Source organism: Nostoc sp. PCC 9305 (assembly GCF_963920915.1).
Taxonomy (GTDB): Bacteria; Cyanobacteriota; Cyanobacteriia; order Cyanobacteriales; family Nostocaceae; genus Nostoc.
The window spans coordinates 17,128-42,153 of sequence record NZ_CAWUDN010000021.1 but is presented as its reverse complement, the minus strand read 5'-3'; the positions used below and the strand labels follow the sequence as shown (position 1 = coordinate 42,153).

The window sequence follows — 25,026 nt, the reverse complement described above, 5'->3', positions numbered from 1 at the left end:
GCGCTTTGCCATTTAACCAATGACTAATGACTAATGACTCTTAGCTATTTCCAATCTTTCCCAATGCGGATTGTCAGATCGGATTCTAAATCACCAATGGCAGACACATCGATTTGACCCAAGCCTAAGACTTTTTGCAAATCAACCCCAACTCGTCGGTTGCCTTTTTGGACAATAATCTGAGTTTGACGTTGGGTATCCGGCCAATCAGGCACTTTGTAAATATTATTAAAGCCTTTCTGTTTAAGATAAGCAATAACTTTTTCAGTTAGCTGAGGTTGATTTGAAGCATTTTGAATAGCAATTTTGAGGTTAGGAACCTGACGCATATCTGGTTTTAGACCAGGTACATTTACCCCAACATAATCATTCAACAGGCTCTGTTGTCCAGTCATATTCAGCCAATAGCTATCAGGGTCTTTGCTAAAGCGGCTAAAGGTACCAGGCAACACAGTCATTTGGAAATTATCCCGATCTAGGTTGAGTCCAAAATTGACCAACGCCATCATTTCTTCCATCTTCAGGTTGGTATCAAAATATTTTCGCATTAGGCGAGTTAATTGAGGCAACCTGGGTAAGATGGTGGGACTATTTAAGCGTTGCAGCAGGGCTGCTGTTAGTGCTTGCTGACGCTGCACTCTCGGCAAATCTCCCAAACCTGGTTCGCGGAATCGGGCAAACTGTTCTGCTTGTTCGCCATTAAGGGTTTGCCAGCCACTAACTAAATTAATCGACAGCCGACTGCTGGAGTCTTTATATTCCATTGATTGGGGAACAAAGACTTCTACTCCGCCTAACTGATCGACTAACTGCCGTAAGCCGCTGGTAGAAATACGGATGTAGCGATCGATTGGGGCGTTGTTTAAGGTACGGCTAACTACCCGTGCAGCCAAGACTGGGCCGCCTTTGGCATTGGCATCAGATACCTTAGTTAATCCCTTTTCTCCCTTTTCGGGAATGGCGATCATTGTATCTCTGGGAATGGAAAGCACCCTTACAGATTTTTCACTAGGGTTCAGTCGTACCAGTAGCATGGAGTCGCTTTTCCCGGCAAAGCTTTCTGGTGAGCCATCAACGGTACCGCTGACTGGTTCAATCCCCATGATTAAAATATTCATCGGACGTGAAAGCTTGTACTGGGAGAGTTTGCCCCATAACTCCCCTGGTAATGGGATTTTTACTTCGTCTTTAGCAGTAGTTCCTAAATCCTCATCTGTTCGATCTAGATTGCTCCATAAAGGAGTCCACAGCGCTAATGTTGACACCAGCAGCCCAGATAAGATGATGCCAATGACAACCGTCATAAACCATAACAGCCATCGAGGCATGGTTAAGCCCAGTCTTTCAGAAAGCTGATTGGGAAACGCACCCACAGATTCGATGACGCTACGGTTCGGATTTGCTGGCTGGTTTAGTTCGACCTGCTCCTCCTCTAAGTCGGCTACTGGTGCTGGCGCTACTTGATTTTCTGTCCGTTGAATTTGCGACGATCGCACGTCACTTTCAAACTCTACTACTTGCTGAGACGTAACCGGATTTTCCGACCATTCGACTTGTTTTATCACAATTATCTCCCCACTCAACCACTCCCTAAAAGTATGTTAATCCAAGCTACAAATATTGCCAGTGGAAAAGCTCACTGTAAACTTGTAATGTTCTTCGGTAGGCGTGTATGACAACATGAATACTTTATTGTTCCCCGTAATCCTAGCTGGTGGTAAAGGTGAACGTTTTTGGCCCCTAAGCCGCAAAGACCGACCCAAGCAATTTTTAAGTCTTGATGGTAGCTCTAGAAGTCTATTACAAGCAACCGCCGATCGATTGATTGAACTCGGTGGCGGGTGGAATTCCCTGTGGGTTATCACTTCTAGTCAGATAGCTGAAGGCGTAAGACAACAACTACCCGATTTACCAGTTGAAAACTTACTGATTGAGTCGGAAGGCAGAGACACTGCCGCCGCCGTTGCTTGGACAAGTTTAGAAATCAAACAGCGCTATGGTGAAGACGCTGTGATTGGCTTTTTCCCTGCTGACCACTGGATTGCTGACCAAGAGGCCTTTGCACACACATTAAATGCAGCTACGCAACTGGCAACAAGCACAGCAGCGATCGTTACACTGGGGATCAAGCCTACTTTTCCATCAACCGGTTACGGCTACATTGAACAAGGTGAAAAAATAGGTAGCTTTAATGAGTTGCCAGCTTATCACGTGAACCGCTTTACTGAAAAGCCCGACCGAGAAACGGCAGAGACTTTTTTATCTACGGGACGTTTTAGCTGGAATAGTGGAATGTTCGTTTTTCGGGCAGGAGTTGTTCTCAAGGAACTACATACCCATGCTCCAGAAATTATCGAACCTTTAGAACAACATGGCCCTGATATCTATCCCCAGTTGCCTAAGAAGAGTATAGACTATGCGTTAATGGAAAAGACAACTCTAGCATACGTTTTGCCAGTTGATTTTGGTTGGGATGATTTAGGAGATTGGAATGCGATCGAACGTTTACTGAAAACGGAAGAGACTCCAAATGTGGAACTCGCTACCCACGTAGGTTTAGATACGCAAGGGGCGATTATTTACGCCTCAAATCCAGAAGATGTAGTTGTTACTATTGGTTTAGAGGATGTGGTGATTGTGCGCGATCGCAATGTCACCCTCGTTGTTAAAAAAGAACGTACCCAGGAAATCAAGCAGATCCTTAAAATTCTCCAAAGCGATTCCCGATTTACTGACCTGCTATAAAAGTTAGAACCCTTGGCAGAGGCGAAAAAGTCTATTTTCCCATTATAACTTGACAGTCTGTTATTTTATCTGACAGTTATGGACATTATTAGCTTTGAGCCTCTGGCCAAGACAATGGCAATCGATTCTATTACTGCCTATCAAAAATACATTTCTCCGTCTAAAGGATTTTCTTGTTCCCATCGCTTATTACACGGTGGGGATTCTTGCTCTAGTTATGTCAAACGGATGCTGAACGAACAGAAGCTCCACGAAGCCGTACAATCATCCATAAAAAGATTTCAAGATTGTGCCGCAGCTAGCAAAACTTTAACAAGCATCAAAACTAGAGCCGATTTCGGTTGTATTGTCATCCCCTGCTGTCTACCTCTTTAACTCCTCTGCCTTTTTGCAGTTTTTTATAAAAATGTTCCTCACCCAAACTGTTCCCCGTCAACGAGAAATCCTGGAAGTCTTCCTTCGCAATGGCTGGGACTATATGCGAAGGTTACTTACTGGTGGCAAAGCTGATGAACCCCAGCTGCCGACACCTGCGGTTTTAAAAAATATTCTGGTAGACTTGGGGCCAGTTTACGTCAAACTTGGTCAGCTACTCTCTACCCGCCCCGACTTACTGAGCGCCTCCTATATTGAGGAATTGTCAACTCTACAAGATGAAGTACCGCCAGTTCCTTGGTCAGAGATAGAAATAATCCTCCGCAAAGAATTAAAACGTCCATTAGCAGAAACCTTCAGCACAGTTAACCCGATCCCCGTAGCAGCCGGATCGATTGCTCAGACACATCGGGCTACACTAGCAGACGGTCGGGAAGTCGCTCTAAAAGTGCAACGTCCAGGAATTGATATTACTATTGCTCAAGATATTGCTTTAATTCAAGGTATTGCCGATTTAGTGGCGCGGACTGATTTTGGGCAAACCTACGAAATTAAATCCATTGCCGAAGAATTTACTAAAGCCTTAGAAGCCGAGTTAGATTTTACACGGGAAGCGGGTTTTACAGACCAACTGCGGCGCAACTTATCCCAAAGTCGCTGGTACGATCCCACACAAATAGTGGTGGCGGAAATTAACTGGGAGTTGACCACAGAGAAATTGCTGGTAATGGAATGGCTGGATGGAGTGCCGTTCCTGGCGGCAGATTTGGATAATGACCCTAACATTAAAGACCCTGCCGAAAAACGTAAAGAAATAACTACTTTGTTATTTCGGGTATTTTTCCAGCAACTATATATTGATGGCTTTTTCCACGCCGATCCCCATCCAGGAAACTTGTTTTATCTCAAAGATGGGCGTGTCGCTCTTTTAGATTGTGGCATGGTGGGAAGACTCGATCCCCGGACACAGCAAATATTAACAGAGATGTTGTTAGCGATCGTTGATTTAGATGCTCAAAGGTGCGCTCAGTTAACTTTACAGCTATCAGATTCTGCTCAACCAGTGATTTTGTCGCGGTTAGAAAATGATTACGATCGCATGTTGCGAAAATATCATAACGTCAGCCTCACACAAATAAACTTCAGTCAGATAATTTATGAAGTTTTACAAGTTGCCCGCAACAATAAAATTAGGTTGCCCAGTAATATGGGTTTGTATGCCAAAACCTTAGCGAATTTAGAGGGTGTAGCGCGGACATTCAATCCAGAGCTTAATTTTTTTGATGAAGTTAAACCATTAATTACAGACTTGTTTCGTCGGCAATTACTGGGCGATAATCCAGTGCGATCGCTATTACGGACAGCCTTAGATATTAAAAGTCTGTCTCTCCAATCTCCTCGCCAAATTGAACTATTATTAGACCGAGTTACCTCAGAAACCTTACAGTGGAATTTATCGCTGCGGGGGTTAGATGGTGTGCGGCGCACTATGGACGATGCAGCTAACCGACTATCTTTTAGTATATTAGTGGGTTCGCTGATTATGGGTGCGGCAATTATTTCCACTAGAGCGCAAACAACTCAGCTATCTTTTTTAAGCACTATACTATTTGCAGTCGCTAGTTTATTGGGTTTGTGGTTAATTATTAGTACATTGCGATCGGGACGTTTACGGTAAAATCATCTGGAATTTTGGACTTTAAATTGAAGGAAAAATATAAAATTTAAAATTGAAGTTTGTAGTAATATCATGTCCGCTTGATTGCTTATTAAACCGGAAGAACCCCACCCCCGCCAAAGCTACGCTTTGTCTCCAGGGGATTAAGGGGTGGGGTGCAATGACTGTGGTTAGCATAACTAATTATGCGGACATGATATAAGCACTTTAGTGCTGAGAAAATTAAGGACTTTAGTCCTTACTACGAACTCGCTTAACCATCAATTTTTATTAGCTGGATAAGACTCCTGCAATACTCGTCAATTCCATGATTTTCTCAAACTGAAAATCATGAGCTAAATTCTTGATAAAATTTTGCAACACAGCATTTTCTGAAGGGATTTGCTCAATCAATTCTAAAATCAGGTCATCACTACATTGGGCTGCGGCAGTGTACACCTGTTTCACCCATTCAGGCGACATTTCAGATAATAGAGTTACTAAATCTGTGAGTGTCAACATTGATTTTGGTCTTTGTTGCTTCAGGTTTGTTAACTGATAGCTTTCTTCTTGATAAATATATTGAACTCCCAAATATTCGCTCAACTTTTCTAGTAATTCTTCCTCGCGAAAAGGCTTGTTAATATAATCATCGCAACCCGCTTTGATTATTGCCTCTCGTTGTTCCTCAAAAGCATTAGCAGTTAAGGCAATAATAATGGTCTTCCAATTGGAGATTTGGGATTCGGTATTTTGGATTGAGGTTTCTTCTCTAGTTTTAATAACTTTTGTGGCTTCGTAGCCGTCCATAATTGGCATCCGCATATCCATTAAGATTAGATGTGGTTGCCATGTCTGCCAAAGTGCGATCGCTTCAATGCCATTTATTGCTTCCTGGACTACAAAACCGATAGATGTGAGAATTTTCTTTAACACTAAACGGCTGTCTGTGGAGTCATCAACCACTAAAATACGGTATTCACTTTGAGCAGGCGCTAAACTAATAACTTGGGGTCTAATTTGTTGGATCTGGATTTCGCTGACTGTGGCTAGACCAATTTGAATATCAAAAATAAATTTACTTCCCTCACCAATAGTACTGGTGACGCTAATATCTCCTCCCATTAGTTGCACATATTTGCGGCTAATTGCTAAACCTAGTCCTGTTCCCTGCTGCGATTTTCTTCCGGTTTCAGTTTGCCCAAAAGCTTCAAATAGCAAGTCAATTTCTTGTGGGGCAATACCGCGGCCAGTATCTTGTACCTCGAAGATTAGGGATTGAGCATTGGGCATCCCTTCGGCTACGCTCAGGGCAAGTGGAGATTGAGCATTGGGCATTGGGCATTGGAGATTAATTATTCTCCCCTGCTCCCCTGCTCCCCTGCTCCCCTGTTCCCCTGCTGCTCCCCAGTCCCCACTCCCCATCCCCACCCGCAGCGTCACCCTGCCAGTATCGGTAAATTTGATGGCATTTCCCAGGAGGTTAAGCAAGACTTGACGCAGTTTACTTTCGTCAACTTGGATGTATTGGGGAAGGTGAGATGTATATTCAAAGACCAATTCCAATCCTTTGGAGGTGGCGCGGAAGCGCAACATCTCTTTGAGGTTTTCCAAGAGGCGAATTAAGTCAAAGCTGTTGAGATTTAAGGTTATTCTGCCAGCTTCGATTTTAGACATTTCCAAAATATCGTTGATTAAATTCAGGAGATGTTCGCCAGCACGATTGATAATTGTTAGATTTTGCTGATGTTCAGTTGATAATTCACGATCGTGGCTCATGACTTGGGTAAAACCAAGGATGGCGTTAAGTGGGGTACGCAGTTCGTGACTCATGTTGGCCAGGAATTCGCTTTTGGCACGGTTAGCAGCATCAGCAACGATCACAGCTTCTTGCAATGCTTGTGACTGCCTTTGAGTTTGTGCTAGCAATTGTGCCTGCTGTAAAGCAACACCCAACTGATTGCCAATTTGAACTACGATGTTGATTTCTCCCGATTTCCATTGGCGGGGATCGGAATTTTGATAACTCGCCAGCAATCCCCAAAGCTGACTACCATGTAAAATCGGAACAATAATGTAGGCTTTGGCCTGAAAGCGCTCTAAGAGATTGATATAAGCAGGATGAAACTCAGTGTTGTAAATGTCTGGGACACAGAGGAAACTTGTGCCTGGGGTTGCTTGCAGATCGGAATATTCCATCTGGTTATCCGCACTATCCAAAATTTTCGCTAGACAACGCCCATCTTGTAATACTCCCTCTGTGAGATAAGGGTCATTGTTGTGTTCTTCTATGAGAGAAATCCAACCGTTACCCACTGATTCAGAAACAAATTCGCCATTCCAGTCGGGATTGAAACGATAGACAACAACCCGATCGCAGTTGAGTACTTGGCGTAATTCTTCGGTTGTCGCCGCAAATATCGTCTCTAAATCCAGTGTTTGGCGCATTCTTTGAATCACTTGCGCGATCGCTCTTTCTCGTTCTGCACTTTCACGCAAGGCTTCTTCTGCCAATTTTCTCTCGGTAATATCTGTAATTGTACCGATGTAGCCTTTAATTTCTCCATCATCTCTAAATTCTGGCAGAGCATGACAAATTACCCAGATGACTGTATTGTCATCGTCATGTAAGAAACGATGTTCGTACTTATAGATTGATTTAGCGACTGTTGCTTGATTCCATGCCAACAATAGCTGTTCGCGGTCGTCTGGATGTACGGCATTTGCCCAACCTGTTCCCAGAGAATTTTCTAAACTACATCCAGTAATTTCACTCCAGCGTTGATTAAAATATAAAACATTGCCATCGACATCAGTATGAAATATACAAGCTGGTGAGGCTTCTGCTAGAAGTTGATATCGTTGCTGACCTGACTGCAAAGCTAGTTCTGCCAATTTGCGATCGTTAATATCTGCCCAATAACCAACCCATTCGATCGGGGAATTCGCTTCGTCACGAATTAACCTTATCTCTTCGTAGAACCAGTGATAAGTTCCGTCAGCGTGCAACCAACGGTATTCGTAAGAAATATACTCCCGCTTAATAAAGGGAGAAAATTTTTCCGAGATCGGTTCAATATCTTGTGGATGGACGCGATCGAGCCAAAAACTGGAGTTATCGATAAATTCCCGCGCTTCATAGCCCACCATTTCTTTAACGTTTTCACTGATAAAAGTAATGCCAAAATCGTCTGATGTTTTGCTGCTATAAATGACTACAGGGCTAGAGGTGAGCAGATATTGTAGGCGTTCGTTGGCTAAACGTAATTCTTGTTCGACGTGTTTGCGTTCGCGTAGCGCTGCGTGTAGTTCGCTAATTTCTACTAAAACTGTGCCAACACCAGAGGGGCGATCGTCTTCACCAACAATCGGAAAATAAGAAGCTAAGAAGTGGCGGATAATATCTGGTTGCTTGATTGATGTGCTGCTTAATTCTTGATTAATAATCGGTTGACCAGTTACTAGAACTTGTTGATAAATTGGTTCTACTAAAGGGGCGATGTCGGGTAAGACTTCATGGATGGTTTTGCCAATATGAGCTTGCTGGGGTAGTCCATTAATCTCCGCCAACAGTTGGTTAATTTGGACAAATCGCAGCTGGTTATCTACAATATTCATGCCGACGGGAGCACTGCTAAAAAAGGCATTGAGACGAGCTTCTCTGAGTGCTAGTTCTTGTTCTAAGGTTTTGCGCTCAATCAACCCACCCAACTGAGCCGCAACAGCACTGACTAGCAAGAGCAAACGCCGATCTACCAATACTGAGCTACGTTTAAAAAACACTAAAACAGCTAATACTTGGTTCCCAGCCAGTATGGGAACACCAAACCCAGCTTTGAATCCTACCTTTGCGGCTTGTGGCGATCGCAAGAAAACTGGTTGTGTAACTTTAGAAACATCTTCTATCCATTCTGGTTCTTGACTCTGCCAAACTCTTCCTGGTAATCCCACTCCTAAAGAAAATTTCAAAGTTTGGCTTTGCTGACAAAATTCTTCTAAGCTGCTCTCATCTCCGTACCAACCCAGACTGTGTTCTAAAACAGTCCCATATTTATTAGGTATCCAGGCTTCACCAAAATCCCAGCCAATGGTGTGACAAATTAAGCGCAAGACCACTGCTAAGGCGCTGTTGACATCACTGGCGCGCGTGATAGCTTGGGTTGTCAAAAGTAACAAACGGCTTTCATTTTCTGCCTGCTTGCGTTCAGTAATATCTTTTGCGGTTCCCAGTACGTACCATTGTCCATCAATCTCAATCATTTCTGCACTCAACAGTGTTGTCCTGATTTCTCCTGTTGCTGTGCAGACATCAATCTCATAGTTGCGGATGGCTTTTGCTTGTTGCAGGATGTTGATGAGAAAATTATATTCTTCTGGATTCACCCAAATATGCAATTCTTCATCGGTGCGATCGATTACCTGAGAGCGAGAATAACCAAAAAACCGACAAAAGCTGTCGTTTACTTCGATGTAGCGTTTGTTGGGAACAGTAATTAAGGCAATTGGATCGGGAGATGACCGGAAAGCTGATGCTAACTTTTCTTCAGAAGCCCGTCGTGCTGCTTCTGCGCGTTGGCGTTCTTTTGCCTCCAATACCAAAGATACTAAATTACCCAGAGAGCGAGCGAAATTTTGGTCTTCTAGCGTCCAATGATGAGTAACTTCCACTGCCTCCAGACATAAAACTCCTACGGTCTTTCCCTCTAGCCTAATTGGTGTATCGAGTATAGAGGTAATGTTTAATCTTGAGTAAGAGGCAGAAAATTCTTTAATTCTAAAATCGGTATGAGCATCATCTGCGGCGATTGATTGGTTTTGCTGCAAAGCTGCAAAATAAATTGGATAGTCTACCGCTGACAAGAAAAGTCCTTCGTTATGTTGATTGCGACTGCCCTCAAATAGATCGAAACACTGGATTTTCATGCCTGTTTCGTCATACAGCCAGACACTAGCTCGTTCTACGCCAATATTGTTGACAGCTGTTTCTGTGATTATACTCAAGGCTGCTTTCAAATCACCCTGATAAAGCGTCTGATTTTGTGCCAATTGTGTTAGCACGAGATTATGGTTACGCAGCTTAATTGCGCTTTCTTGGAGTAATTTTTCGACTCCTCGACGCTGCGTAATATTACTAGCAGTGCCCGTCATGCCGATAACCTGACCCTCTTCGTTGCGTAATGCGATCGCATTCAACATTAAATAAAGTAAGGTACCATCTTTAGCCACACAGGTAGTTTCATGTTGGAAAATAGACTTTCCCTGAAGAACACGCTCAAAGGCTACTTTATCTTGAGCAACTTGTGTAGGTGAGATGAAATCAATTAAGGCACGCCCGATCATTTCTTGTGGTTCGTAGCCATAAATCTGCTTGACTGCTGGATTAACAAAGGTAATTAGTCCATCAATATCCACAGACCAGATCATGTCCTGGGATGTCTCCACTAGGAGGCGATACTGACTTTCACTCTTCTTGAGGGCGGCTTCGACTACCAGGCGTTCGCTTTGATAAACTTCTCTACAAAAGGCTTTGCTAATGCTAACGGGAATTTCTTTAAAAATATCTTCTATTTGTCTGTTGCGAATATTTAACTCAACTGTAATCCGTTGACGCTCTTTAATCTCCTGTTGCAGTTGCACATTTTTTTCTTTTAACTGTTTTTTCAGTCTTAGAAGAGTGAGTTGATTTCGGACGCGTAATAAAACTTCTTTAGTTTGGAATGGTTGAGTAATATAGTCAATATCGCCTAAATTCAAGACGTTTATTTTTTCAAAAAAATCATCGAAAATTCCGAAAAGAATTATCGGAATTTCTTGAGTTTGATCGTTAACTTTCAAATATTGACATACTTCATAATTATCCCTCTCTATAATGAGAACATTTAGCAAAAGCAAATCCGGGGGAGAAGCAATTGCTGTATTGATTGCCAATTGTCCAGAAATGACACTTTCTACCTGATAACCTTGGTGTTGAAGGATGTCTGATAAAAAATGTAAATTCTCTAAGTTGTCATCAACTAATAAAATTTTTATTTTTTGAGCATCCATATCAGTTACTAAGTTAATTTTCAATCAGGAAGAATTTCTTGAATAAAACTGAACATGAAATCAGACAGCAAAACTCTGTCACCAGATTGTAAATAAAATCATCGTCGCTTACAACCATACTTCAGCGCCGGGTGTATAGAAAAGTTGCATATAAAGCAGGATAACTGTTTATATCATCTCCGCTTGATTATTTAATTAAATCCGAAGAATCCCAAACAGCCAAAGCGACTATGTACACACAAGTCCTAAAAACCTAGCTTGATGAGGCTTGACTCGTTCCCAGTCTCCGACTGGGAATGCATTCATTGAGTCTCTGACTCAATGTCTGATTGGAGGCAGCAGCCCCTAATCAGCCATTGCCATGCTCTGGATGGGAAGGAGATAATTGAGCTTTTTTTCTAATTGTGTCTATACATACCGTAGTCCTTCGCATTGGGGAGACGCCATACGGCAAGCTACGCGCAATGTCTTTGTCAATCTAACTCTTAGCATCGGGCTAGAGCTTCTAGCTACAAGCGAATTTAATTAAATTTACATTACATAATATAGTTTAATTTGCGATTGCCTATTTCCTTTGACATTCACTATTCTCAAGCTTTTGATATTTTTTTTGTTTGATACGGTAAATCCAACCTATGTCTGTACGGTTTACCCAACTGTTTTTAGATTCTTCTTTTATTAAATTACTTACTAGAGAGAAGAAACAAAGCAAATAAAGCTCCTCTCTAAAAAATACCTCTAAAACTTTGTTTGATTACCCAAGATTGAATTAGAAAGTTAAGGAGAAATTAAAATATGGCACTGATTCGTTGGGAACCATTCCGTGAAATGGAGATTCTGCGTCGTCAAATGGATCAACTATTCTCTGAGCTTACAGTAGCCGAGCGCGGTAACTCTGAGATTTCTGCATCACCGAGAACAGCGTGGGTTCCTGCGGTTGAATTACATGATAATGGTTCAGAGTTGCTATTAAGAGTTGAGATTCCAGGCGTGGAAGCTAAAGACCTCGATGTTCAAGTTACTCAAGATGCAGTTTCGATTGCTGGTGAGCATCGTTACGAAAAACATTCCCAATCTAAGGATAAAGTTCATTCGGAATTCCGGTATGGCAAGTTCGCTAGAGTAATTCCTCTGCCAACCAAAGTTCAGAATCAACAAGTTAAGGCAGACTTGAAAGATGGGATTTTAATTTTGACTTTACCCAAACTGGAGCAAGAGCAGAGCAAGGTATTCAAAGTGAATTTAGGCCAATCTCAAAGTGCTACAGCTTCTATAGAAGGCGGCAATGGTAGCACGTAATCCAACATTAGATCGCAGTAAAGTGTTTAAACTGCTTGAGAAGACGTTCTATTTTCTCATTCCATGATTCCTATATCTTTGAAATAGGTAAATTTTGCTAGAAACCCCAGCTAAACTCATTAGCTGGGGTTTTTCTTTTTTTAGAACTATTTCAGTAAATTCAGGGAGAGGGTGCTATTCCTCTTGGACATCAACCCAGATACTGCCTTCTTCAACACGAATCGGAAACACTGGTAGTGCCTTTGGTTGTGAAACTAACGAGAGTACCTTACCTACACCAGGTGGCCAAGAACACCAATCTTTTACCTCACCAGTCCGCAGGTCAAAAGCACTGTGATGGAAGGAACAAACAATTGCGCCATTCTCATTTATTTTCCCACTTTTCAAAGGTAATTTTAAGTGAGGACAAGTGTTATCTACAGCATAAAGCTGACTTTCGTGATTCAAAAGCAAAATTTTCCGGTTGCCAACTTTCACGACTTCTCGCGTACCTGGGGAAAGTGCATCGACTGCAAGAACTTTAGTCCAACTCATTAGGTTCTCCTCTCCTAATATATCTGCTTTCAGTTTCCCGCAATTGTGACCAGTGCGATCGCCTTTCAAGAGCAGAGAGTCGAGAATGTCTAGGACGGGCTTTGTCTATGCTGGTAAGATACTAAAACTATAAAATCTTACATTAAATACCATTTTTATACTGACCAAACTTATTTCTGGGTAAACTAAATAAAGCGCTTACTGTCTATGTTTTCCAAGGCTTTTAGCTGATAAAAGACAATTCTGAGGGATATAAAAAATGATTAAGACAAGTTACGAATTTGACCAATCTATCCTCGCCGCAGGATCTTCATTAAAGACTGATATTCTGCTACGTTTTCGTACTGATATAGCTAAATCTCCTCGACGCAACCTTAACCTTTCGCTTGTAATTGACCGTTCCGGCTCTATGGCAGGCGCTCCCTTGCATCACGCACTCAAAGCCGCTGAGTCTGTGGTAGATCGACTTGAGCCAGATGATATTCTCTCAGTAGTTGTTTACGACGATGAAGTAGATAGTGTTGTACCACCCCAGGCTGTGACTAACAAAGCCGCACTGAAAAATTCCATCCGCAAGGTGAGAGCGGGCGGTATTACCAACTTATCGGGGGGATGGCTCAAAGGGTGCGAACACGTGAAAACGCGACTCGATCCGCAAAAAATCAACCGTGTTCTCCTGCTTACCGATGGTCACGCCAATATGGGCATTCAAGACCCCAAGATACTGACGGCGACAGCAGGGCAAAAAGCTGAGGAAGGCATTATCACAACTACGTTAGGTTTTGCTCAGGGTTTCAATGAAGACCTGCTAATTGGGATGGCAAGGGCAGCCACAGGCAACTTCTATTTCATTCAGAGCATCGACGAAGCAACTGAAGTGTTTAGTATTGAGCTAGACAGTCTCAGAGCAGTAGTGGGACAAAACCTCAAGGTGACACTTGAATTGGCCGATGGTGTCAGTCTGGTTGATACTTTAAGTCTGGCTAAAGTTAGCCAGAATGACGCTGGTCAAGCTGTTATCACCTTGGGAGAGCTTTATGAGGGTGAAGACAAACTTCTCGGTTTGAGTCTGGGCATATCAAGCGCTCAAATTGGTGATTTACCTGTGATGAAGTTGCATTACAGCGCCGATGTTGTGCAAGATGACCGCATTCAAAGCGTTTCAGGTACAGTCGATATTGTCGCCAAAGTTGGCACTGTTGAGGAAGCAGCTTTTGCTGCTACAAGCCATATCATTCTGGAACTGAGTCGCCTTACCATTGCTAAGGCCAAAGAGATTGGACTTAATCTCGCTGAACATGGCAAGCATCAGGAAGCTGAACAAACCCTGCGATCGCTTGTGAAAGATTTGCGGGATAAAGGGTTGAATGAGAATTTTGAAATTGCTGAAGAAATCGATCAGCTTGAATATTTCGCCAGTCGGATCGCTCAAAAAGCTTTAGGCAATGCCGGACGGAAAGAGATGCGAGATCAGACTTACCAAACGATGACGCGCAATCGCAGCGATTTGGTGGGTCGCGGTGTCACTGCTGGCGATGAAGTTTACGCCATGCCCATTGTGAATGAAGTCGGTTCAGGTGTTGAATTGCACTGCGTTCGTGAAGGGGGTAAACTGCGGATCAAAGTCATGTCCGAAGGTTATGATTCAACCAAGAACATCCAATTTCCCCGCGCCATTCGTGCCGAAGGGGCACGCTATGTTGTTGAAGGATTGGAACTCTCAAGCGATGCTACTTTCTATCGGGTACGTGGTAAAATCACTCGTTTTGCTCAACCCGGTGAAACAGATATCTTTGTTGCCCCTAGACAAGCGTATCCAACTAACACAGGTAAAGCTTCCAAAGGCCCTGCCAGTGCTGCCGATCTTCCTACAACTGACAGTGTAGGGGACAGCATTTTAGTTCAGTGTGTCAAAGATGGCAGCAAGCTGCGCGCTAGGGTGGTTTCCGACGGATATGAACCAGATTGGAATATGCGTTTTCCGCGATCGGTTCGCGAGGAAGGAATGCTTTACGTCGTTGATGAAGTCAAAACCGCACCAGATGGCAAGTCTTATATTGCCTGTGGTGAAATTAAGCGATTTGTCCAACCTACTTGAATTGAGGAGTGGGGGGGAGCAGGGGAGCAGGGGAGCAGTTGCAGTAAGTTTATTCCCCTCTGCCCCTCCGCACCTCCGCACCTCCGCACCTCTGCACCTCTGCCTCTTCTAATGCCCAATCCTTAAAAGATGCCAAGTAAATATGCCTTAGCCGACTGAGACTGTCAGGATCAAAGAGTAAAGAGTAAAAGGCAATCTATTTTGACTTTTAACTTTCTCCTTTTGTTCAACTTCCACAACGGGAGGTTTAATCTTGACTAAATTGAAAGTTGGTATCAATGGCTTCGGTCGAATCGGACGACTTGTGCTTCGTGCTGGCATCGATAACCCCAACATTGAGTTTGTGGGCATTAACGACCTAGTACCACCAGATAATCTCGCTTATCTATTAAAGTACGATTCAACCCACGGTAAATTAAAGCAGAAGGTTGAAGCCAAGGAAGACGGCATCCTGATTGACGGACATTTTATTCCTTGTGTGTCAGTTAGGAATCCAGCAGAGTTACCTTGGGGAAAATTAGGTGCAGATTATGTCGTAGAAGCTACCGGACTCTTCACTGATTACGAAGGAGCTGCAAACCACCTGAAGGCAGGTGCAAAGCGAGTGGTAATTTCCGCTCCCACCAAAGATCCAGATAGAGTTACTACCCTGTTAATGGGTGTCAATCATCACCTATTTGACCCTAGCAAGGATATTATTGTTTCCAATGCTAGCTGCACTACAAACTGTCTAGCTCCCATTGCTAAGGTCATTAATGACAACTTTGGGTTGACTGAAGGGTTGATGACCACAGTCCATGCCATGACTGCCACTCAGCCAACTGTAGACGGCCCCAGCAAGAAAGATTGGCGGGGTGGTCGAGGTGCATCCCAAAATATTATTCCCTCCTCCACAGGCGCAGCTAAAGCCGTAGCATTGGTTTTGCCAGAATTGAAGGGCAGGTTAACTGGGATGGCATTACGAGTTCCAACTCCCGATGTCTCTGTAGTTGATTTAACTTTCAAAACAGCCAAAGCCACCAGTTATAAGGAAATCTGTGCTGCCATGAAGGAGGCTGCCACAGGTTCACTAAAGGGTATCTTGGGTTACACGGATGAAGAAGTAGTTTCCACAGATTTTCAAGGTGATACTCATTCCAGCATCTTTGATGCAGGTGCTGGAATTGAGTTGAATTCAAACTTCTTCAAGGTAATTGCCTGGTATGACAACGAGTGGGGCTATTCAAATCGCGTAATTGACCTGATGTTGTCTATGTCACAGAAGGAAAAACTCGCACCGACAGCGGCTGTGGTTTGATTAGTCATTAGTCATTAGTCATTAGTCATTGGTCATTAGCTTTTGACTGCTGACTCTTGACTAGGGACTTTTGGGATTTGGGTCAAATGGTAAATACTCCGAAAATAAAACGGAATCTAGTATTTTTATTTAGCAAACCAGTGATATGAAGCACGTGTGAATTTGGATGCGAAGTCTCTTAATTACGAATTACGAATTACGAATTACGAATTGGTATAAAGCATCCAAATTTGCAAGTTACTCCTCAACCCCCAATCCCTATGCGTCGAACCAAAATCATTTGTACTGTTGGCCCGGCTACATCTGCACCTGAAAAGCTGCAAGCCTTGGTAAAAGCTGGAATGAATGTGGCACGGCTGAATTTTTCTCACGGAGCTTATGAATTCCACGCCCAAACGGCTCACTATCTCAGGCAGATTAGTACTGAGCTGCAAAAGCCGATCGCAATTATGCAAGATTTATGCGGCCCTAAAATTCGCTTAGGAACTTTACCACCGGAAGGGTTAAATTTAGAAGCTGGTACTGAAGTTACTTTTGTTTTGCAAGAAAAGGGTGAGAGTATTGACGAACTACCCTTACCATTGCCGACTTTATTTGCAATGGTGCGACCTGGCGAACCGATTTTGATTAATGATGGTCGCGTCAAGTTGATAGTTACCGATCGCGATGCCGATCGCATTCGGGCCCAAGTGAAAAATGGCGGGTTAATTTCTACGCACAAGGGAGTAAACCTGCCCCAAACGCCTTTACCTGTAAGTTCGATCACCGAAAAAGACTTGCTGGATCTGCGTTTTGGGATTCAGTTGGGTGTAGACTGGGTGGCGGTGTCCTTCGTGCGATCGCCACAAGACTTAGAACCCGCCAGACGGATGATTGAAGCCGCTGGTGCTTCGATTCGCTTAATTGCCAAAATCGAAAGATCGGAGGCAGTAGAAAACTTTGATTCCATTCTGAAAGTTGCCGACGCGATTATGATTGCCCGTGGCGATTTAGGGGTGGAAGTGCCAATTCATGAAGTACCCCTAATTCAAAAAGATATTATTCGCCGTTGCAATCGTGCTGGCAAGCCGGTGATTACAGCCACCCAAATGCTAGAGTCGATGATTAGCGCCCCCGATCCCACCCGCGCCGAAGCCACCGATGTTGCTAACTCGATCTTGGATGGAACAGACGCGGTGATGCTTTCTGGTGAAACAGCTGTGGGACAATATCCCGTCGCCGCCGTCCAGATGATGCACAACATCGCCGTGCGGACAGAACAAGCTCTCGATGAGGGTAGCAAACATGCGTGGTGTCATGAGGCGGGCAGTCTGAGCGTTACCGAATCTGTGGCAGAATCCGTCTGTCGCATCGCTTATGAAACAGGCTCACGGGCAATTCTCTGTAACACTTCATCAGGAAGTACAGCGAGAATGGTGTCTAAATATCGGCCGACTTCTCCCATTATTGCCCTCACCTCCGACATCACCGCTTACCGCCAGCTAGCACTTTCTTGGGGTGTGGAAGCTTTGCTGATTCCACCAGTCCACAATGCCGAAGAGATGTTTACCAATGTAGTGAACACAGTTGTAGACATGGGTCTAGCAAACAAGGGCGATAAAGTAGTAATTACTTCTGGTGTTCCAATTGGTAAATCAGGAACAACTAGTTTAATCAAAGTGCATTCCATTGGACAGCCAATTTCGGCATAAGGCACTTAGAATAAGGCTGTGGCTCTGAATAGTAAGCAAACTTAGGCAATGATTCTGAAAAATTGCCAGAATCAGAATTGAAGGAACTGGAGACTGAAGACTGGGGACTAGGAACTGGGGAGACAAGGAGAGAATAATAACTCTTGTACAGACTCGATTGATTAATCGCGTCTCTACTCCTAACTCAGCACTCAGCACTTAGCACTCAGCACTCGCTAGGGAATAAGTAAATCCTAAACAAACATCACGGAGTATTTTATGTCTAAGAATTTACTGGAACAATTGCGAGAAGTGACTGTTGTGGTCGCAGATACAGGGGATATCCAGGCAATTGAAAAGTTCAAACCCCAAGATGCCACCACCAATCCTTCTCTGATTACTGCTGCGGCGCAAATGCCAGAATATCAGGGAATTGTCGATCAAACTTTACTCCAAGCAAAAAAAGATGCTGGAGCCGGAGCCACCCAAGCACAGATAGTTTCTCTAGCTTTTGACCGTTTGGCAGTTGCTTTTGGATTAAAGATTTTGCAAATCATTCCCGGTCGCGTGTCTACAGAAGTGGATGCTCGCTTGTCCTATGATACCGAAGCTACTCTGACTAAGGCACGGGAATTAATTGCTCAGTATAAAGCTGCTGGAGTTGGCCGCGATCGCGTTTTAATTAAAATTGCCACCACATGGGAAGGCATTCGCGCTGCGGAAATTCTCGAAAAAGAAGGTATTCACTGTAACCTTACCTTGTTATTTGGTCTTCACCAAGCGATCGCCTGTGCAGAAGCCGGCATTACTTTAATTTCTCCCTTCGTCGGTCGGATTCTTGACTGGTACAAAAAAGATACCGGACGCGATAGCTACCCAGCAGCCGAAGATCCAGGAGTTTTGTCTGTCACCAAAATCTACAACTACTACAAGAAATTTGGCTATAAAACCGAAGTTATGGGAGCCAGTTTCCGTAACCTTGGTGAAATTACTGAACTTGCAGGTAGTGACTTGCTGACCATTTCGCCGTCGCTTTTGGCTGAATTGCAAGCAACCGTTGGAGAACTGCCACGCAAACTAGACCCTGCGAAGGTAGCAAGCTTGGAAATCGAAAAGATATCCATTGACAAAGCTAGCTATGATCGGATGCACGCTGCTGACCGTATGGCAACTGACAAACTAGACGAAGGTATTAAAGGTTTCACCAAGGCACTAGAAGACCTTGAGAAACTTTTGGCAGACCGACTCGTTCGCCTGGAAGGAGAGGTAGTGGCAAGCCATTAGAGACTTCCAATTAAAAAACATCCAAAGTAGTGTGCGTTACGGCTCAAGCCGTAACGCACTTCAAATATCATGCATGTCTGGGTAATTAGTTATGATTGCCATAGTCATTTCACCCCACACATCAATCGCTCATAGAGGAAACCCCGACAAGCGACAGCAATATTTGTCTACGTAGGCATAGCCCATCGTAGACATTGCACCAACAATTTATGCGGACATGATATAACTCTTTTAATCTTCGTGGTCATCGAACGGATCGTTCAATTCCTTGCTAGGAGGGCCAAAGGAGGTATAAATCGAAATTCCAGTGATGGCAACCACCACGGCAGCCATAGAAATGCTAAGAACTATTGCGGGTTCCATAATTGAGAGATAGATGATGAGTGCTATTCTTATAGAATATTACAGAAGATTAAAAAAAGCTTTGGCAAGTAATCTTAGGTGAACTATGGCACAAAGGACTAGGTTGGGAGATATCCTGAAACCACTTAACTCTGAGTATGGGAAAGTGGCTCCAGGTTGGGGTACTACCCCTGTGATGGCTGTTTTTATGGCGCTATTTTTCGTGTTTCTGCTGATTATTCTGCAACTTTACAATAAATCACTGTTGGTTCAGGATGTATTTGTCGATTGGCGCAGTTTAGGACGCTAACGCATACACAGCGAGCGAGTTTGGATAACAAGTTAAGTTACACCCGGTTCTTCCGGGTTTTTTTGTGAGTTGCAATTTCCGACTAGACTAACTATATATGTGAGTTTCTGTAGTGGTTTTAGAGTTTACAGGAGACAAAAAATGAATATATTTGGTATCGGTCTGCCGGAAATGGCTGTAATTATGGTAGTAGCGCTGTTAATCTTTGGCCCAAAAAAGCTACCAGAGATCGGTCGGAGTGTGGGCAAAACAATTCGTAGTTTCCAAGAAGCTTCTAAGGAGTTTCAAAACGAGTTTCAAAAAGAAGCAGAACAGTTAGAAGAAGTAGTAAAGACTACTGCTGAATTGGAACCTAAGCAAATCCACCCTGCTAAATCTGAGCAGGATACCGCTAGTTCTTCCCAACCTAGCTAGTAGTTTGTCAAGTTCGTAGTAAGGACTTTAGTCCTGGATTTTAAGCACTGAAGTGCTTACTACGAACTTATCAAAATTAATCAGACAGACTATATAGAAGAGTGCTGCATATCAATTGACTGTAGACAAAATGACAGAAGCTGTTACGCAACCAGCTTTGGTAATTCCACAACTAATCGTCGGATTAGGGAATCCAGAAGCTAAGTACGACCAAACACGCCATAATATCGGTTTTGCTGCTTTAGAAACTCTCTCTCGTTCTTGGCGCATTTCCTTAACAGAAAACCGCAAGTTTCAGGGTGAGTATGGCGAGGGTATGACCCCAGGTGGAGGTAAGATTCGCTTGCTAAAGCCGTTAACTTATATGAATCGCTCAGGGCAAGCAATACAAGCGGTGACAAGTTGGTATAAATTGCCGCCTGAGTCAGTGCTGATAATTTATGACGATATGGATTTGCCCTTGGGAAAAACTCGTTTGCGTTTATCTGGTTCGGCTGGAGGACATAACGGCATGAAAAGTGCGATCGCACATCTTAGTAGCCAAAACTTTCCCCGTTTGCGAATCGGTATTGGTAAACCCAAAGATGCAGCTAATAAAGATGATTCCGGTGCTATCTCTCATGTGCTGGGGCGATTTTCCGCTGCCGAAAATCAGCAGATGTCTCTTGTACTTCAGTTCGTAGTTGAGTGTATTGAACTAAGTCTCAAGCAGGGAGTAGAAAAGGCGATGAATGTTTGTAATAGCCGCACCATTAATAATTCTGAGTCTTAAGGCTGGATGAATACCGTCCTATCAGCTGATTAAAGAAAGCTAACCGATGTTTAAAGGCGCTTATTTTGGTTGATGGGCAGCGATTTTAGCTTGCTCCATCTAACCAAGATAAAGTCTCTAACGCTCTCTATGTATAAGAAAAGTAACTCATTTACACCCTAATTAACGGTGCGGCAGACTTTGCTTAATGTTTGTATGAATAAGGGTGCAAGCGCTATTGCCTGTTTTTGGTCATAACCTCAAGCAACGCCGATATCACACCAAATAGGTTTATTTAAAACGTCTTGTGCGTCTAGCTGCTACTGCCTTACGTTTGCGTTTTTCTATTGGTGTTTCAAAGTGCCGATGATATTTCACATCAGCTAATATCCCAGCTTTGGAAACCTGACGTTTAAACCGACGCAAAGCTGAGTCTATTCCTTCGTTCTCTCCTAGAACCACCTGGGTCATTCTTCCCTTTTCCTCATCATCAATAGTTTCCATTCTAATATTACCCTCAACCTTAGTAAAACCCCTCTGAGCTAAAGTCATCATTAAGAGGCTATTCGTCCGTTTGAGGCGGGTTATGTGTGCTTCTATCTCGTAAAATCGGTACTTAACTAAAAGTTAATCTAAGTGCCCAAATGCACTCTCAGAACCAATAGAGAAGATGGGGAAATTATCATGCTAAATTTTTCTGACTGTACTCTGAATAGGGGAATAATGTAATCTTAGTTACTAAGATATATGATGAAAACAGATTTTAAAAGTTGATTCTGCCCTCATTTAGTAATTTATATCCAGTTGCTAATGCTGTAAAAGCAATGATGAAATTCCATAAGCTAGTAGGCTTTAAAATAACTCCACCGCTTAAGAAAACTAGTACTATGCCAATGCCTAGAAAAATCCACCCCAAGTTACCAGTTTCTCTTTGGAAAAAGACTAATGCAAATATACCTATCATCGTTGCTAAAACTGAAGCTGTAGCAGGTAAGCTCCGATAAAAATATGAATAGTAACCGCTAACAAATATGATGTTTTGACCAAAAAAGTATAATCCTGTGAAAAGTAGAATTAAACCTATAAGTTTGATTAACAACCTGCCCATAATATTTTGATATTTTTAATGGCTCAAGCCAATTTTTCTCCGATTATAGTGGGGTTTTTAAAACTTGCCAAATTTTTACCTTTATATAAAATTTTTTGCGTAAATATACTTAAATTAAATTCCGGCTGTCTGAAAATGGCAGTACAAGTAATGTTGATTACATCAAGTAGTCCTTGCCAGCGTTTTATCAAGGTGCTTTAATAGCGATCGCATTCTGCAAAACAGTCTCACTTACAGAATATGTACAAAACTTGTAGCGACTCGACATCGCTGCTGGTGTTGATAAAATTACAGACTCAAAACATTAAACTCAAAGATATGACAAGCTAGTAGCATATCTTTGACACTAAATTCTCCCCAAAGCTGAATAGGAGCATACATGGAGCCAATTATTGCTATAGTTTTAGCCCTTATAGGTTATGCATTAGGTTCTGCAAAACTGATTAATCAAGGAAATGAAGCCCTAGTCGAACGCTTAGGGCGGTATCATCGAAAACTTAAGCCGGGGCTGAACTTTATTGTTCCCTTGGTCGATCAGATTGTGATGGAAGATACTACACGAGAGCAGTTTTTAGACATCAAACCTCAGAATGTAATCACCCAAGATAATATTTACGTAGAAGTGGACGCTATTGTATACTGGCGGATTCGAGATATTGAGAGAAGCTTTTACGCGATTGAGGATCTGCAAGGGGCATTGACACAGATCACCACAACCACGCTGCGAGAAATCATTGCTCAGAATACCCTAGAGCAAACCAACGTCTCTAGAGCGGAGATGGACTCAGCTATCTTAGACCAGTTGAATAGTATAACGGCAGATTGGGGAGTTGATATTCTCCGGTTAGATATTCAGAGAATTACTCTACCTGAGAGTGTCCGAAAGTCTAGGGAAGAGGAACAAGCCGCTGTCATCAAAAAACGGGCACTGATTACCGAAGCAGAAGGAGAAAAAGAAGCTGCAATTAAGAAAGCAGAAGGAACTATGGCTTCAGTGCAAATCATTTCTCAAGCTCTCCGTGCCAATCCCGATAGTAGAGACATTCTGCGGTATCTTGTGGCTCAAGATTATGTAGATGCTAGCCAAAAACTTGGTGAGAGCAATAACGCCAAAATTGTCTTTGTAGACCCAGCTAACTCAAGTGAAATGTTTCAGGAATTGATAGCCGAGTCGGTAACTCAAGAAGGTAATGGCAAAAAAATCGAAGAACGCTAATACCTAACAATCAGGCTGTGCGGCTTGTCTTAATAAGGCATCGGCGACTAATGAAACATCGCGCATTTCTTGAACATCATGAACTCGGAGGATATCAGCGCCATTAAAAATAGCAGCACAACAAGCTGCTGCCGTTCCCCAAACTCGTGCTTTGGGATCTGGTTGATTTAAAATGCGACCAATGAAACTTTTTCGAGATGCTCCTACCAAGATAGGACAGTTGAGTGGTGCGAGCGATCGCAAGCTGCGAAAAATTTCTAAATTTTGCTCATAGTTTTTAGCAAAACCAATACCAGGATCGATAATAATTTTTTCTAGGTCAATACCCGCAGTAGTTGCAGCCTCAATTTGCCGAGCCAAAAAACTATAAATCTCACCGAGCAAATCTTGATAATCAGTTTGTTGTTGCATTGTCTGTGGTGTCCCCCGGATGTGCATTAAAATCATCGGTACACCTAACTCTGCGACTGTTGGCAACATTTCTGAGTCAAAAGTGCCGCCAGAAATATCATTAATAATATCTGCTCCAGCTTCTATAGATGCCTTGGCGACAGCAGCACGGGTTGTATCTACAGAAATCGGGACTGAAATCTCTGGTCTTAGCAACTGTAATACCGATAGTACCCGGTCAAGTTCCTCCGCCAGAGTGATTTGCTTTGCCCCTGGTCGAGTTGATTGACCGCCCACATCGATGATGTCAGCACCAGCAGCCACCAGTGCTTGCGCCTGTATTAAAGCGGCAGAGGAAGTGTTAAACTCACCCCCATCACTAAAGCTATCGGGCGTTACATTTAAAATGCCCATCAAATAAGTCCGCTGTCCCCAATTGAAACAGCGTCCTCGAATTATCAAGTTCCTTGGCATAAAACAGGAGTCAGAATGGGCTAAACCTTAGCTATCCGCTAACAGGAGTCAGAATTCAGAATATTCCATCCTTTCACGGGTGGAGTATCAACTCTTAAAAAATATTTTAATTTTCTTTCGCCCACAAAGAGCAATGTTTTCAAGTAATATTCATTACCCAGTCGTACAAAATTCAATTCTGAATTCTGACTCCTGAGTTCTGAATTCTTCTTATCTACATTAGGCATTCCCATGCTCTGCATGGGAACGAGAAAAAAGCACATCACACTGACTTAAAATTCACAATCCGAGCGAAACTCTCAGGTTCTAGACTTGCTCCTCCCACGAGGACACCATCAATTTCTGGTTGAGCCATAATCTCATCAATATTATTCGGCTTGACTGAGCCGCCATATTGAATTGATACATTTGGATTAGTCAACTTGCTACGAATTAAGCCAATTATTCGATTAGCTTCCTCTACTTCACAAGTGTCACCAGTGCCAATTGCCCAAATCGGTTCGTAGGCAATCACCAAATTATCCTGATCGATATCTACCAAGCCTTTGTCGAGTTGGAGAGCAATCAGAGATTCAGCTTCTCCCGCATCTCGTTGTTGTTTAGTTTCGCCAACACAGAGAATTGGAGTCAAACCAAACCTTTGAGCAGTTCGGAGGCGCAGATTAACGGTGGCATCTGTTTCCCCAAAATATTGCCGTCGTTCGCTATGACCGACAATCACAAAGCGCACACCACTTTCTGTCAGCATTGGGCCAGAAATCTCACCCGTATAGGCTCCATATTCTTCCCAATGGATATTTTGTGCCCCCAGTTGGATGAGGCTACCGTGCAAGGTCTTGGACAAAACACTTAAATCAGTGAAAGGAGGACACAATATCACTTCTCGCCCTTCGGGGGTTTCCTCTAAGTGGGGCAGAAATCCTTGTAGAAACTCCTGGGTTTCTGCCTGGGTTTTGAACATTTTCCAGTTGCCGGCAATAACGATTTTCCGCACAGGTAATTTAGTCAAGATCCTAA

Annotated in this window: 20 protein-coding genes; 12 read left to right on the top strand and 8 right to left on the bottom strand. The window is 43.1% G+C overall.

The genetic code is table 11. The annotated features are described in order from the left end of the window. Positions 1-44: 44 nt before the first annotated feature. Positions 45-1,565: an LCP family protein gene (locus ACM0OX_RS10255; RefSeq protein ID WP_414514779.1), complete on the bottom strand. Its 1,521-nt coding sequence runs from the start codon at positions 1,563-1,565 to the stop codon at positions 45-47. 115 nt (positions 1,566-1,680) lie between these two features. On the opposite strand from ACM0OX_RS10255, the gene ACM0OX_RS10250 reads away from it, so the two are divergent. The 3 genes from ACM0OX_RS10250 (at position 1,681) to ACM0OX_RS10240 (ending at position 4,798) form a co-directional block, all read left to right on the top strand. Continuing rightward, positions 1,681-2,745 (top strand): mannose-1-phosphate guanylyltransferase, encoded by a 1,065-nt coding sequence (locus ACM0OX_RS10250; protein WP_414514778.1) that lies wholly within the window; start codon positions 1,681-1,683, stop codon positions 2,743-2,745. A gap of 78 nt (positions 2,746-2,823) precedes the next feature. After that, positions 2,824-3,120: a membrane protein insertion efficiency factor YidD gene (yidD, locus tag ACM0OX_RS10245; RefSeq protein ID WP_414514777.1), complete on the top strand. Its 297-nt coding sequence runs from the start codon at positions 2,824-2,826 to the stop codon at positions 3,118-3,120. Between the two features lie 31 nt (positions 3,121-3,151). After that, the gene (locus ACM0OX_RS10240; RefSeq protein ID WP_414514776.1) at positions 3,152-4,798 is read left to right on the top strand and encodes an ABC1 kinase family protein; all 1,647 of its coding nucleotides are present in this window, start codon (positions 3,152-3,154) and stop codon (positions 4,796-4,798) included. Positions 4,799-5,068: 270 nt separating this feature from the next. Here the strand turns inward: ACM0OX_RS10240 and ACM0OX_RS10235 are convergent, their stop codons facing one another. Further along, the gene (locus ACM0OX_RS10235) at positions 5,069-10,822 is read right to left on the bottom strand and encodes a PAS domain S-box protein (protein ID WP_414514775.1); all 5,754 of its coding nucleotides are present in this window, start codon (positions 10,820-10,822) and stop codon (positions 5,069-5,071) included. Between the two features lie 795 nt (positions 10,823-11,617). Between ACM0OX_RS10235 and ACM0OX_RS10230 the strand changes: the two genes are divergently transcribed. Then, positions 11,618-12,121 (top strand): Hsp20/alpha crystallin family protein, encoded by a 504-nt coding sequence (locus tag ACM0OX_RS10230; protein WP_414514774.1) that lies wholly within the window; start codon positions 11,618-11,620, stop codon positions 12,119-12,121. 174 nt (positions 12,122-12,295) lie between these two features. On the opposite strand, the gene ACM0OX_RS10225 is transcribed toward ACM0OX_RS10230, so the two are convergent. Next, a complete protein-coding gene (locus ACM0OX_RS10225; protein WP_335150900.1) occupies positions 12,296-12,655 on the bottom strand; it encodes a Rieske (2Fe-2S) protein in 360 nt (119 codons plus the stop codon). Positions 12,656-12,914: 259 nt separating this feature from the next. On the opposite strand from ACM0OX_RS10225, the gene ACM0OX_RS10220 reads away from it, so the two are divergent. The 4 genes from ACM0OX_RS10220 (at position 12,915) to ACM0OX_RS10205 (ending at position 19,004) form a co-directional block, all read left to right on the top strand. Next, on the top strand, positions 12,915-14,753 hold the full coding sequence (locus ACM0OX_RS10220; RefSeq protein WP_414514773.1) for a vWA domain-containing protein: 1,839 nt from the start codon (positions 12,915-12,917) through the stop codon (positions 14,751-14,753). A gap of 253 nt (positions 14,754-15,006) precedes the next feature. Next, the gene (gene gap / locus ACM0OX_RS10215; RefSeq protein ID WP_414514772.1) at positions 15,007-16,050 is read left to right on the top strand and encodes a type I glyceraldehyde-3-phosphate dehydrogenase; all 1,044 of its coding nucleotides are present in this window, start codon (positions 15,007-15,009) and stop codon (positions 16,048-16,050) included. Positions 16,051-16,310: 260 nt separating this feature from the next. Further along, positions 16,311-17,741, top strand: a complete 1,431-nt coding sequence (pyk, locus tag ACM0OX_RS10210) for a pyruvate kinase (RefSeq protein WP_335198119.1) — start codon at positions 16,311-16,313, stop codon at positions 17,739-17,741. A gap of 258 nt (positions 17,742-17,999) precedes the next feature. Beyond that, the gene (locus ACM0OX_RS10205) at positions 18,000-19,004 is read left to right on the top strand and encodes a transaldolase (RefSeq protein WP_414514771.1); all 1,005 of its coding nucleotides are present in this window, start codon (positions 18,000-18,002) and stop codon (positions 19,002-19,004) included. Positions 19,005-19,235: 231 nt separating this feature from the next. On the opposite strand, the gene psbN is transcribed toward ACM0OX_RS10205, so the two are convergent. Then, positions 19,236-19,367 carry a photosystem II reaction center protein PsbN gene (psbN, locus tag ACM0OX_RS10200; protein WP_012410654.1) on the bottom strand — a complete coding sequence of 44 codons (132 nt, stop codon included), beginning with the start codon at positions 19,365-19,367 and terminating at the stop codon, positions 19,236-19,238. An 85-nt stretch (positions 19,368-19,452) separates the two neighbouring features. Here psbN and psbH point away from each other — a divergent pair, with 85 nt between their 5' ends. The 3 genes from psbH to pth all read left to right on the top strand — a co-directional run bounded on the left by psbH (position 19,453) and on the right by pth (position 20,842). Further along, positions 19,453-19,656, top strand: a complete 204-nt coding sequence (gene psbH, locus ACM0OX_RS10195; protein ID WP_094348882.1) for a photosystem II reaction center phosphoprotein PsbH — start codon at positions 19,453-19,455, stop codon at positions 19,654-19,656. A 141-nt stretch (positions 19,657-19,797) separates the two neighbouring features. After that, entirely contained in the window at positions 19,798-20,070 is a 273-nt protein-coding gene (locus tag ACM0OX_RS10190) for a TatA/E family twin arginine-targeting protein translocase (protein WP_099103129.1), read from the top strand. 130 nt (positions 20,071-20,200) lie between these two features. Further along, positions 20,201-20,842 (top strand): aminoacyl-tRNA hydrolase, encoded by a 642-nt coding sequence (gene pth, locus ACM0OX_RS10185; protein WP_414514770.1) that lies wholly within the window; start codon positions 20,201-20,203, stop codon positions 20,840-20,842. A gap of 270 nt (positions 20,843-21,112) precedes the next feature. On the opposite strand, the gene rpsU is transcribed toward pth, so the two are convergent. Further along, positions 21,113-21,292, bottom strand: coding sequence for a 30S ribosomal protein S21 (gene rpsU, locus ACM0OX_RS10180; RefSeq protein ID WP_069073049.1), 180 nt, complete (start codon positions 21,290-21,292; stop codon positions 21,113-21,115). 292 nt (positions 21,293-21,584) lie between these two features. Continuing rightward, positions 21,585-21,929: a hypothetical protein gene (locus tag ACM0OX_RS10175; RefSeq protein ID WP_104905479.1), complete on the bottom strand. Its 345-nt coding sequence runs from the start codon at positions 21,927-21,929 to the stop codon at positions 21,585-21,587. Between the two features lie 379 nt (positions 21,930-22,308). Here ACM0OX_RS10175 and ACM0OX_RS10170 point away from each other — a divergent pair, with 379 nt between their 5' ends. Continuing rightward, on the top strand, positions 22,309-23,145 hold the full coding sequence (locus tag ACM0OX_RS10170) for an SPFH domain-containing protein (RefSeq protein WP_414514769.1): 837 nt from the start codon (positions 22,309-22,311) through the stop codon (positions 23,143-23,145). Between the two features lie 3 nt (positions 23,146-23,148). Here ACM0OX_RS10170 and folP read toward each other — a convergent pair whose 3' ends face one another. Next, a complete protein-coding gene (gene folP, locus ACM0OX_RS10165) occupies positions 23,149-24,009 on the bottom strand; it encodes a dihydropteroate synthase (protein WP_414514768.1) in 861 nt (286 codons plus the stop codon). Positions 24,010-24,271: 262 nt separating this feature from the next. Then, a complete protein-coding gene (gene tpiA / locus ACM0OX_RS10160; RefSeq protein ID WP_414514815.1) occupies positions 24,272-25,003 on the bottom strand; it encodes a triose-phosphate isomerase in 732 nt (243 codons plus the stop codon). Positions 25,004-25,026: the final 23 nt, after the last annotated feature.